Origin of the sequence: Streptomyces scopuliridis RB72, assembly GCF_000718095.1 — a bacterium.
GTDB classification, from domain to species: Bacteria; Actinomycetota; Actinomycetes; order Streptomycetales; family Streptomycetaceae; genus Streptomyces; species Streptomyces scopuliridis.
Window position 1 is genome coordinate 1 of sequence record NZ_JOEI01000050.1, and the last position, 11,378, is coordinate 11,378.

Genomic DNA, 11,378 nt, shown 5'->3' on the forward strand with positions numbered 1-11,378 from the left:
CTTTGTGGGTCGTGCCGTTGGCCGCCTGGGTACCGCGGCCGGCCTCCGCGGTGCGGCCGTGGACGCACGGCGCCGTGATCGACATCGAAGGTGCAGTGGAGCCCTCGTTGCAGAGCCCGCCGCGGCTGCGAGGCGTGCTGCTGACGGGGTTGCTGTGTGGCGTGGGGTGCTGGGTCGCAGTCGTGGCCGTTGTGGCTTATCCCCGTACCGGTCTGACGGGACCGCCTGTGCAGGGCACCAACCTTCAGGGGCTGCTTTTCCTCGCCTGGATGTACGTCGCCTTGACCGTGTCAGCGGTGACGGCCGGTGCGATCGCAGCGGGGCGTGCGCGACGGTACCGGCCGCTCATGACCCTTATCGCGGCGCAGGTCGCGGCCTTGGTGGGCACGATCGGCGTTGTGGTGTTGCTGCTCTTTGATGGCTGCATCGACGAGCTGAGTGTGTTCAGCTCGTCCTGCGTTCGGCGGCCTGCTTGGCTCAGGGACTGGCTCGATCTGCACATCGTGCTGGACTTCACGCTGATGACCACTACCGTCGCCTCCTTCGCAGTCGCTGCGGCTGTGTCGGGCATCCGCAGGGCGCGTGCGTCCCACCGGCCGCGGCCGGTCGCAGTGGGGCCGCTGCGACGAGACAGGCCTACCGGTCGGCGCGGCCTTGTGGCGGTGGTGTGCGTTGCGGCGCTGGCTGTGTCGGCGGCCGAGGCGGCATACCGGCAGAACCGGACACCTCAGAAGGTCGCTAACGTCCGTGCTGTCCAGGAAGAAGTCCAGCAGGTGTCAACCCGGCTGAAGGCTCGCGTGGTCGCTCCTCATACCAAGGCGCGGCAAGTGGATGCCTGGAGTGACCTTGGAGGAGAGGACCTTTTGGCCAGGTTCCGCCGGGAACGGGGCAGGCTTATCGAGATCGAGCGGGCCTTCGTTGAGGGGAAGGAGCAGCCCAGCTATCTGTTTCGCTTGCGTCCTGTCTGCGAGCGCTTCGGCCGCACAGCCATTGACGCCTACGCATACTTCCGCATTCCTGATGCCCGTGGTCAGGCGCTGTGGCAGCAGTTGATCCTCGACGCTGCGGAATCCACCCTCCAGTGCCGTAAGGCCCTCGACCACCTGAGTGCGAACCGCTTGAAGCAAGCAGGTTCCACCTTTGTCTCGTCGTTCAAGAAGGCCAACACGGCGTACAAGAGCAGCAATGCGATCGCTTCCCGGATAGAGGACGTCAAGCGCGCGGGCGGTCTGTGAAGGAAGTGGGCCGGCCGACGAACGGACGGCGGAGTGGTCGGCTGCTGGCCTGGGTGCTCTCTCCCCCGTCGGCTCGTTCCCGCATCGCCCCAAATGGCACCGGGCGGTGACCACCGGGTACGACAAGCTCGCGTGGCGTTACGTAGCGACCGTCCTCGTCGCGGCCATCAACGAATGGCTGTGACCAGCTACCGCGGGGCAACCGGCCGTTGCGCGTGTGAGCCTCAAGAAGACATCGCTGCGCGGTCGGCCTCACCGCGGAGAACACAGAATTCATTGCCCTCAGGGTCCGCGAGGACAGCCCAGCCGGCACCATCGGATTCCCGGCGATCGTCGACGAGGGTGGCCCCGACGTTCAGTAGTCGCTCGACCTCCTCCTCGCGCGTGGTCTTCGGACGCAGACACAGGTGAAGCCTGTTCTTGATCGTCTTCGGTTCCGGCACCTGGTTGAAGTGCAGCAGCGGGCCCTCCGGCAGCATCACCTCAGTCTCTGGATCACCTGGTTTGTCCTCCCGATGCAGCGGACAACCGAGCACCTCACTCCAGAACCGAGCCAGCTCATAGGCATCCGCACAGTCGATCGCCACATTCTGCAATACCGAGACCATGCACGAGAGCTTGCCTGAAGCACCGCTCGGTCCGCCACCAAATTGCGGGCAGACAGCACCAGCACTTCGGCTGTGAGCGCCTGGCGGTGGTTGTCGAGCAGGTGCTCCTCCTTGCCCGCCAGGACGACGTGCAGCCGCGGGAAGCGCTCGGAGCGGGTGTAGCGGTGGCGCTGCCGGAACGGGTACGTGCTGCCGTTGGTGACGCGTGCTCCTCCCCAGACCCGGTGGCCGGCGTAGCGCTCGTGGTCCCAGACCTCACGTGCGAGGCGTGTCTGGGGCATAGTGCCGTTGTCGAGCTCGAAGAGGCGGACCTCGCTGGTCGCTGTGGGCTGGGCGAGGACGGCGTCGGTGTTGAAGCTCAGGACGATCTCCTTGATGGCGTGGTTCACCTCCAGCTGCCAGTCGGTCGGTCAGCGAGCGTCGGCTGCCGTAGGCGAGGATCGTGTCTGTCACCGCCACGCCGTGCGGACCGAACCCGGCCTTCACCGCTTTCGCGCCGGTGCCGGCCTTCGGTCGGGGCAGCAGCTCGTTGCCTTCGGCCAGAGCCTTCTGCTCTACCGGGGTCAGGTTCCGGATCGGGTGCTGGCCGTCCTTGCCGTTCGTCGCCGCCAGTCCCAGCTCCGCCGGCTTCTTCATCGCCCTGCGCACGTACGACCGGCCGTCGGCATCCTCTGCTGTGATCACTTGAGCCATCTGCCGGACCGTGGCTATCCGCACGCACCCCAGCATCCGCAGCGCGTCGGCCCGTACCGTCGCAGCCGTGGGAGTGGACCTCTTCCTGTTCGCTGACTCCTCAGGGAAGAGAGAGGTTCGGCGTCCCGAGAGGCCCCCTGGCGGGCGGCGTGAGCTGCGGTGATGGGCACGACATTGGACTCGTTCACGGCACTGGACGCGGCACTCTCTTCCAGGCCCTCCGCAGGACGTTCAGCGGGGCCGTCGAGATGGAACCCACAGGAGTCGGCCTTGAGGACCAATCCCGACCTGAGTCAGCCGCGCTGGTGCTGGACGAGCGCGGGCGGTGTCCGGCTCATGTACCAACCCTCTACGCGGGGTCCGACGAGGTCGGACGGCCAGCCTGCCGTCTCGACGGCGGCATCGTAGACGGCGTCACCGAACGCCACAATGGCCTGGTGCGGGTCCGCTGTCTCCCTGAGCTTGGCCCACGGCAAACGAACCAGACCAGCCTCGGGATGCCAGGCGGCGCCCTCAACACCCCAGGACCGGCCCCCGAGACCGTCCGGCTGGGGCCAGATGTACGCGTACATGCCCACGTTCGGCGCCTTTGCATCCCCGAAGGAGAATCCCACCGACACGTACGCGTCGAGCTGGGCGTTCTGCATGAACGGCGGCTGGTGGGGCGTCGGCACGGTGGGCTGCGCCCGGTAGCGCGTGGCGGACAGGTCGAAGCCGCCCCACATCACACCGACCCGGGGGCGGTGTCCCAGGAAGGGGGCCTGCCACGCCTCAAGCCCGTCAGCGGCGAGGTTCAACGCTGTCCAGATCAGCCGGGCCGCGTGGCCATCCCAGGTGCGTTCGACGTGATCGTCCTCGAAGCGCGGCGGGGCATCCGGAATCTCGCAGATCAACGAGCTGCGCGGTCGGTGTATGCCGAGCTCGTCTGCCGCATCGCAGAAGGACGCATAGAACATGGCGACTGATCCCTTGGACAACGGCACCGTCCGCGAGCCATTGTCAGCCTCGATGACCACGCCACCGTCGAGCAGGCTGTAGTGCACCGCGAAGGTCACGCCTCGCTGCCGAAGGGTTGGCGTACTGAGCCCCCGGGGGGTGACATCGAGGACGGTGTTTCCCCAGCCGACTTCGAAGGGCTCGTCGAGGGTGTACTTGCCTGCGACCTGTACCACCCGGTTCACGTAGTCAACCATGGGCGCCAGGTCCTCATAGACCAGCGTCGGCCACGCATTGAGACGTTCGCTCACAGAGAGCCTCCCAGCGTGTCGATGGGATCAGCGGGACAGGCCGTCGGGTGCTGCGCCCGCTCCCCCATGCAGCGACCGGCGGGCCTCACTGCGATCCAGTACCCAATTCTCACACGCAGGTCAGGGTCCTGCCCGCTCAGTGGCGCCGGGCATCCGACGTGCTGGGTCAGCAGCCGCGCATCTTCATGCCGGCACGGTGATCGCGCCGGATCGCCGCGTACAGCCAGTGCCGTAGCAGAGAACGTTTGCCCTGTTCCGATGGTTGAGTTGCCGCCTGGTAACGTCGCTCTCTTCGGTTGGGCAGCCTGCTGGAGTCTTGACGGGATGCACGGTGACTTCTCCAGATGGCGATGTTCTCGCCGCGGCGGTGGCAAGGGTTACGAAGGCATTCGGCGGTATGACGGCTCAAGCGGACGAGAGCGGCTGTGGCCAGTGCTTCGACAAGGGCGAGGTCGAGCTACTGCGGACTCCTGGCGTCCCGCTCCCGACGGACCTCGTCCGTCGGGTCGCGCAGAAACATCCCTCCCACTGGGATGACCAGCCCGCGATCATTCGGCGGGTCCTGCCGCAGCTCGTCGTGGTGCTCGCCGAGGGCGTGACCGAGCCCGATCTCATGGCCCGTGGACTGGCCGCGGCAGGCTGGTCGCGGTGGCCCAGCGAGCAGGCCGGGGCATTGGCCGGTTTCCTGGAAGCGTGGTGGACGCAGACTTTGCGGACGGAGTCGCCGCCTATCTCCGCGTGTGCGGTGTTCGAGAGCTGTGTGACCGCGAGCTCCTCGATCACCCCGTGGCTCGCCCGATGGGAGGCGGAGATGAGCCCGGTCGCCCGCCGACACCTGGCTGACAGCGTTAGTTGGTGGCGGGAAGAGTTGATGTCCGACCACTCGCCCTTCACCTGGTGGTGGGGAACCGAGGCCGAGGAACAAGCCGCCTGGTACGGGGTGAAGACATGGCTGGCCGGTCAGGCTCAGCCGGCGGTGATGCCGGATAGGTCGGGGCCCGACCCGCAGTCGTAAACGCTGGCGTGGTCGGATTCAGGCGACGTTCGCTCTGGCCACGACCATGCGGAGGCGTTGGTCGGCAGCGTGGTTGTTCCGCCAGATGATGTAGCGGCGGATCATGCTGCCCTGTTCCTTGTGGTCGGCGTGGTCGGTGCCGTCGAGGGTGAAGTAGCGCAGGGCCGTGAATTGGGCCTCGATGCGTTTGAGCCACGATGAGTTGGTAGGGGTGTAGGCGGTCTCGACGTTTGTTTGCTGCGGCCCAGGTGCCGACGCGTTGGCACCTTTTCGCGGTCAGATGTGGGGAAAAATTGTCGCAGACAATCGCAATCCGTACCGTCGGCGGGTAGAGGGTGCGCAGGTAGCGGCAGAACTCCAGGAATTGGGTGGGCCGCTTGATCGGCTTGATGTGTCCGTAGAGCTTGTCCTTGGCCAAGTCGGCCAAGTCCAGGGCGGCGAACAGGTGCCGTACCCCGCCGTGGCGGTTGTAGATGGCTCGTCGCCGCCGGCGTGGTTCACGGTCGGGGTTCTTGTGCTTACTGCCGCGTTCGGCCCATTGCCGGCCCCTGGGTGGGGCATCAGGTTGAGAGGCCCGAACTCGTCCAAGCGGAAGATAACTTCAGGCTCACCGTCTTCGGGTATGACCTCGCCGTCGGCGATTGCGTATAGGTGCTCGACGCGGGCCTTCTTGGCCGCGTAGTCCGGATCGCGCGAGGTCTTCCAGGTCTTCAGGCATTGAAAGGAGACGCCTTCCTCGCGGAGGAGGATGCGGAGGCCCTCATGGCTGATGTCGTCGACCACCCCCTCGGCGACCAGGAAATCCGCCAGCTTGGTCAGGCTCCAGGTCGAGAACGGCAGGTCGTGCTCGGTCGGCTTGGACTTCGCGATCTTCTTGATCTCACGCCGCTCGGGCAGCGTGAACGTCTTGGGGCGGCCACCGGGGTACTTCGGATACAGCGAGTCGAAGCCGTCGGTGTTGAAGTTGTGGCTTACGTCCCTGACTCGGTCGTCGCTGGTGAACGACACCTCGGCGATCTTCGCGACCGGCAGTCCCTGCGCGGACAGCAGCACCATCTGGGCCCGCCGCCATGTCACCACCGACCCGGTTCCTCTGCCCCGCGCTGCCGGTCCTCCACCAGCTCGACCGGACAGACTTCCGCGGCGAGCCATTCGGCCAGCGCCTTCTCGTCCGCGACCATCGACGGACGGAACTTGAACGCCTCGCGGATCCACTTGCAGTGGTACTCGGCAGTCCGGCCCGACCAGCGTGTACTTCGCGAAGTCAGTGGCCGGGACCTTGACCGGATCGGCGACGTACTCCACTGCGGCCAGCAGGTGGGCGCCATCGGGTCAGACATCCCATTCGACGCCAAGCGGCGCCATTGGCGTCACTGGAGGCGGCCTTTCCGGTGATTGCCTAACGCCTCGCGAGGCGGATACCTGCCGCGCGGGTATGGCGTCTCAGCAAAGGATCCACCCCGAACCCGCAAGGAGCGCCATGTACGCAGCAGTCCGCCGGTACGAAGGGGTAACCGATCCTGCCGAGGTGGGCCGCCTCGTGAACGAGGGATTCATTCCCCTCGTTCGCCAGATCCCTGGCTTCGTGGCCTTCTACTGGATCAATCCCGGGAACGGAGTGGTCTTCTCGACCAGCGTCTTCCGGGACCAAGCCGGTGCCGATGAGTCGATCACGAGGGCGTCGGACTTTGTGCGGGACAACCTCGCGTCACTACTTCCTAACGCTCCCCAGGTCATGGCCGGAGAGGTTGAGGCACATGCCTAGATGATCAATTCCAAGGGATCAGTGGTCGTACCTTGTCAGCGAGCGGAGGGTGTCCTGTCCGGTGGCATCGTTGTGCCAGATCACGGCGGTCAGGGCGAGGATGCGCTGCAGGACGCGGGTGATGACACCGCGGGGTGTGCGTCCTCGGTGTTGTTCGAGGTTGAGGTGTCCCTTGAACGTTTCGTTGACCGACTCGATGACTTGTCGCAGCGGTTTGAACAGCGATCCGCCGGGCCGCTGCTGTTCGCCCTTGCGGGTCGGCCGTAGCAACTGGATGCCCTGCTGGGCGAGTTCGTGCTCAAAGGTGCGGCCGAAGTAGTTCATGTCGCCGATCACTGTCTGGGCAGGCCGGGCGGCGAGGAGGTGTGGTTCGGCCGCGAGCAGGTCAAGCAGGGTCTCGCGCTCGTCGGCCTTGGCTCCGGTTAGGGCGAAGGCGATGGGCAGCCCCTGGAGGGTGCATATCAGGTGTAGGCGCAGACCCCAGAAGAAGCGGCTGTGGCTTGCGCAGTAGCCGTACTCGGCCCATCCGGCCAGGTCGGACCGTTTGACGGTCTCCCGCGAGCGGCCGCATTCTACGGGTGTGGAGTCCACGATCCACACGTCGTCGCTCCACACCGAGGTGCTGGTGGCCAGGATTCGGGTGATGCGACGTAGCAGTTCGGCGGCCTTGCGCAGCCGCTTGTTGTAGCCGGGTTGCTGCGGCAGGTACGGGAAGAGGTGGCGAAGGTGGGCCCGGGCATACCGGAGCCACCTGGCCTCGGAGGTGAACCCGAGCATTGCCTGCATCATCGCGAGGGTGACCAGCTCGGCGTCGGTGAGCTGCGACGAGATACCCACGGCGGGCCGCCGCGGCGCCAGGTCCGGGCGCTGTTTCAGTAGATCGTCGGTCGCCGCATACAGTGCTGTCGCGAGGGTGTCCAGGTTGTTCGTCACACAATGATCTTGGGCGCCCTCGTTCTCGTCTTCGCGAGCACCCCTTGTGTGGCTGAGCGCTTCACGTGGCGCCTTTCGTCCGTTGAAGCGCTCAGCCTGCCGAGCGAGGCACGCGGGAGAGGGTCGGCTACGAGTTCGATGACACCAGCCGCGTACGAACGAGCGCTCGCAGCATTGCGGCGCCCGCCCCCACTGCTGCAAGGTGCAGGACCGCCGCGAGCGCGAGGTTTTCCGGCAGGGCCGCATTGGCCGGCTGCGCGACCGCCAGGTACAGGGTGAACGGAAGCTTCCAGCCGCTCCAGGCGAACAACGAGCCCGAGCCGAGCCAGCCGAGCACCATCGGGCCCCATCGGGGGACTCGTGCGGGCCGGCCTCGGACGGCAGCGCAGGTGGCGGCGGACGCCACGAAGGCCCAGAGCCCGAAGACGCCGGACAGCACATGCCAAGCGAGGTCCCGCTCGCCGCGGTGGGCGACCCCTGCGGTGCCGCCCACCGCCCAGTACAGCCAGATAAGACCGACTGCGGCGCCGACCACGGCCATCCATGGCAGCGCCCTTGGCGAGCCCTCTCCGCCGTCCCCGAGCCGACCCGCGAACGCGTCCGGCCAGCGCCGCCGCAGGTACGTGGGCAGGGCGATGGCCAGACCCAGCCCCATGCCTACAAACCCGATCTGAACCAGCGCGGCCTCCCAGGCCGGCATCGACGGGCCTGCGTCACTCCCGCTCTTCGGATTGCCATCCTCCGAGCCCAGCAGCGAACTGAGAACGGCGTACGGCAACACCGGGACGAGGAACCCCGTCCCGACCCAAGCACAGAAAGCCAACGGCACTGCCGGTATGCGCATCCCCCACGGCCGCACCAGCGCGAGCGCCACCGCGATCCCGATCCCTGCCATACCGATCGTGGCGCTGTTGAGTACCACCCACTCCGCTTTGCCGAACCCGGTCCCGACCGGCAGCAGCCCCAAGAGCGAACCGACCACCCACGACACCTTGATCAGCAGGTAAGGCGTCAGCGCCAGCGCTGCCCCATACGCCGCGACCCGCCCAGCCCGATCCCATCGATCCACTTGAACTCCCCATTCAAGCAACGGAGTTCAAGTCTCATTCACCACTGCCCCCACGGACGTCAACCGCCGGGCGCATCCATGTCATCACTCAGGAGGAGTGAGAATCAGCCGACGGGTGCACATAAAACTGCTGGAGCACGAGGAGCCGCCGATTCAAGCCCTCAGCCGCCAGATGCAACGCTCAGTCGTACCCTTGGAGTTGATCATCTAGTGCCGCGACCGGCAACGTTTGCGCGTCAAGGAGCGGCGTGGCAAACCTTACCGGGAGGGGGACTAGACCTTGGACATGTGCGGCATGACCAGGACCTTTCACCAGGAGCACCCCGATGCGGCCCTGGGAAGTACCCCAGCGCTGTCCAAACTCGGGCCGGGGTGACGTGCGCTTCTTGTACAGATAGGCGCGAACACGCTGGTAGCTGCCCTTGTAGCCGAGCGGGGCGATCTCCTCCCCCAGCTTCCAGGCGTTCGGGCAGCGCTCTGAGGGTCCTGTACGTGGTAGCGGAAGAGGCACTTCCCAGGTGAAGAACAGTTACGGGTCGTGTTCGCGTGTGCGCGTTGCGGACGGCGGTCGTGGGGTGGTCATCGACTGCTTGGCGTTGTTCAGTCGGACGCTACGGATGGGGCTTCCCGGTGTGGTCGGTCAAGGCAGGATCTCGACGTACCCGTCGGTTCCGTGCACGCGGATCCGCTGCCCGTCCCGGATCAGCCGGGTGGCCTGCTCCACGCCCACGACGGCCGGCAAGCCGTACTCCCGGGCGATCACTGCGCCATGGGTCATCAGGCCGCCCACCTCCGTCACCAGGCCCGCGATTCCGACGAACAGCGGCGACCAGCTGGGGTCCGTGTGGGCCGTGACCAGGATGTCGCCCGCTTCGAGATCGGCCTCCGCCATGTCAAGGATGACGCGGGCCCTTCCCTCGATGGTCCCGGCGGAAACCGGTAGGCCGATCAGGGCACCGGCCGGCACGTCGTGGCGCCGGTACGCCCCGGTGACGGCCTCACCATCCGATGTGAGTACCCGGGGCGGTGTGAGCGCGTGGTACGACCGGAAGGCGTCCTTGCGCCGCTGGATGAGCTGGTCATCCACCTGGTTCGAGCGCACGACGTCGTGGAGTTCCTGGAACGAGAGGTAGAAGATGTCCTCCTTCTCAGGAAGCACGTTGGCCTGTACGAGGCGCTCGGCCTCCTCCAGCAGGGCCTGCTTGTAGACGAAGTAGCGGCTGACGATGCCGTACTTCGGGTACTCCCGGTACCCGATGAAGGTTCTGACCCGGTCGATCATCCGCTTGGCCTCGTCGGCTATCTGGTCCCCGTCCGGCAGGGACCGCAAGCGTGACAGCACGTCCTGTTCCTTCTTCCGCGCCTTCTGCCGCCCTTGCTCGAAGCGCCGCTCGGCGGCGCCCGGCTCGAAGTTCCTGACGTTGTCGAGGATCACGGGCACGAGCGTGGTGGGGCGCTCGCGCCAACGTGGCCTCGTGATGTCGATCTCGCCGACGCAGCGCATGCCGTACCGGTCGAGGTAGGCCTCTATGGCGTCGCGCGCTTCGGTCCCGCCCGCGAGCTTCGCCAGCTCGTCCAGGAAGCCCTCGTCCTCGACGCCCCGCAGGAACGCCACCACTTCCGGCTGCGGGCGGATCACGTCCGCGACGTCGAGCAGCGCCAGTCCCATCTGGGACGTGACGTTGTCGGGGGCGGACAGCGTGAGCGTGTCAGCCGCGTTCTTCTCGCCCAGCCACTCCTGCAGCTTGTCGTTGAGCCACCACGTGGCCTCCATCCCCGCCATGATCGCCTGAAGGTTCAGCGGATCGCTGAGGACTCGCTTGTGCTCCTCGAAGGCCTCCAGCAGGAAGTCGAACAGCGCCGGTCCGGTCTTCGTCCGGATGTCGCGCTCCAGGGCGGCGATGGACACCTGGCTGCGCTCGATCAGCTCGGTGACGATGGCCGGATCGGTCTCGATCGGGGCGGACGCACCGCTGGCCGGCGGCCCGCCGGGACCCGCGTCCGGGAGCGACGGAACGAAATCGTCGCGGTCGAGGACGGTCTCCAGCGCGTCCCTCATCAGCGGATCACCTCTCCCCATGACGTCCAGGAGGCCGGCGCGGCTCGCGGGCGAGGCCAGGCGCCGGGTGACGTCGACGAACAGCCTCCCGCCGGCCTCGTGCATCGGCGCCATGGCCGTCAGCCGCCACACGGAGAGCCCCAGGGGTTTCATGGGGTCGGTCATCATCTGCCCATGACCGACGGAGACGTAGACGTGATTCTCCTGGTCGCCGGTCTCGTGGGGATGGGGAACCTCGGGGATGGGGAACAGCGTCGTGATCGGCCGGCTCTGAACGATCTGGAAGCCATCATCGACCAGGCACCATTCGATGTCCTGCGGGCGGCCGAAGTGCGCTTCGATCCGCCGCCCGAGCTGCACGAGCCGCACGACCTGCGCATCCGTCAGCGCCGGCTGCTCCTGCCGCTGCGAGTCGATCGTCACTTCCTGCGTACCGCCAGCCGGCAGGGCGTGAACGGCACGCTGTTTGGCGGCGATCGCCTTGACGACGACTTCGCCGTGTCGCACCTTGAAGACGTCCGGGTTCACCAGGCCGGAGACCAGGGCCTCGCCGAGGCCGAAGCCGGCGTCCACGGTGGCGACCTTCCGGTTGCCCGTGACGGGGTCGGCCGTGAACAGGACGCCGGCCGCATGTGGGAAGACCATCTGCTGCACAACCACGGCCATGTGGACCGTACGGTGGTCGATGCCGTTCCGCCGGCGGTAGGTCACGGCCCGCTCGGTGAACAGCGAGGCCCAGCACCGGCTGACGTGC

Annotated in this window: 10 protein-coding genes and 1 pseudogene; 3 read left to right on the forward strand and 8 right to left on the reverse strand. The window is 66.7% G+C overall.

Features of this window, described 5'->3' with window-relative positions; genetic code table 11:
* Positions 1–1,235 (forward strand): hypothetical protein (locus IF11_RS0135630; RefSeq protein WP_211266773.1); only part of this gene is annotated, 1,235 nt, incomplete at its 5' end.
* A 224-nt stretch (positions 1,236–1,459) separates the two neighbouring features.
* Here IF11_RS0135630 and IF11_RS0135635 read toward each other — a convergent pair.
* The 4 genes from IF11_RS0135635 to IF11_RS0135645 all read right to left on the reverse strand — a co-directional run bounded on the left by IF11_RS0135635 (position 1,460) and on the right by IF11_RS0135645 (position 3,783).
* A complete protein-coding gene (locus IF11_RS0135635) occupies positions 1,460–1,831 on the reverse strand; it encodes a VOC family protein (RefSeq protein ID WP_244888279.1) in 372 nt (123 codons plus the stop codon).
* Positions 1,714–2,211: a replication-relaxation family protein gene (locus tag IF11_RS42840; protein ID WP_280521098.1), complete on the reverse strand. Its 498-nt coding sequence runs from the start codon at positions 2,209–2,211 to the stop codon at positions 1,714–1,716. Before IF11_RS42840 ends, IF11_RS0135635 begins: the two co-directional genes overlap by 118 nt.
* Entirely contained in the window at positions 2,099–2,536 is a 438-nt protein-coding gene (locus tag IF11_RS42845; RefSeq protein ID WP_280521097.1) for a replication-relaxation family protein, read from the reverse strand. The genes IF11_RS42840 and IF11_RS42845 overlap by 113 nt, the downstream gene beginning before the upstream one ends.
* Before the next feature lie 293 nt (positions 2,537–2,829).
* Positions 2,830–3,783, reverse strand: a complete 954-nt coding sequence (locus IF11_RS0135645) for a DUF5996 family protein (protein ID WP_030355961.1) — start codon at positions 3,781–3,783, stop codon at positions 2,830–2,832.
* Between the two features lie 397 nt (positions 3,784–4,180).
* Between IF11_RS0135645 and IF11_RS0135650 the strand changes: the two genes are divergently transcribed.
* Positions 4,181–4,798: a hypothetical protein gene (locus IF11_RS0135650; protein ID WP_051746488.1), complete on the forward strand. Its 618-nt coding sequence runs from the start codon at positions 4,181–4,183 to the stop codon at positions 4,796–4,798.
* An 18-nt stretch (positions 4,799–4,816) separates the two neighbouring features.
* On the opposite strand, the pseudogene IF11_RS39760 reads toward IF11_RS0135650, so the two are convergent.
* Positions 4,817–5,893, reverse strand: a pseudogene (locus tag IF11_RS39760) (IS630 family transposase); the annotation flags it as partial.
* A gap of 385 nt (positions 5,894–6,278) precedes the next feature.
* Here IF11_RS39760 and IF11_RS0135665 point away from each other — a divergent pair.
* Entirely contained in the window at positions 6,279–6,563 is a 285-nt protein-coding gene (locus tag IF11_RS0135665; protein ID WP_030355963.1) for a hypothetical protein, read from the forward strand.
* An 18-nt stretch (positions 6,564–6,581) separates the two neighbouring features.
* Here the strand turns inward: IF11_RS0135665 and IF11_RS0135670 are convergent, their stop codons facing one another.
* The 3 genes from IF11_RS0135670 to rph form a co-directional block, all read right to left on the reverse strand.
* A complete protein-coding gene (locus IF11_RS0135670) occupies positions 6,582–7,496 on the reverse strand; it encodes an IS982 family transposase (RefSeq protein ID WP_030355964.1) in 915 nt (304 codons plus the stop codon).
* Positions 7,497–7,623: 127 nt separating this feature from the next.
* Complete coding sequence (locus IF11_RS0135675) at positions 7,624–8,565, reverse strand: hypothetical protein (protein WP_030355965.1); 942 nt, start codon at positions 8,563–8,565, stop codon at positions 7,624–7,626.
* A 640-nt stretch (positions 8,566–9,205) separates the two neighbouring features.
* Positions 9,206–11,378 (reverse strand): rifamycin-inactivating phosphotransferase (gene rph / locus IF11_RS0135685; protein ID WP_030355966.1); only part of this gene is annotated, 2,173 nt, incomplete at its 5' end.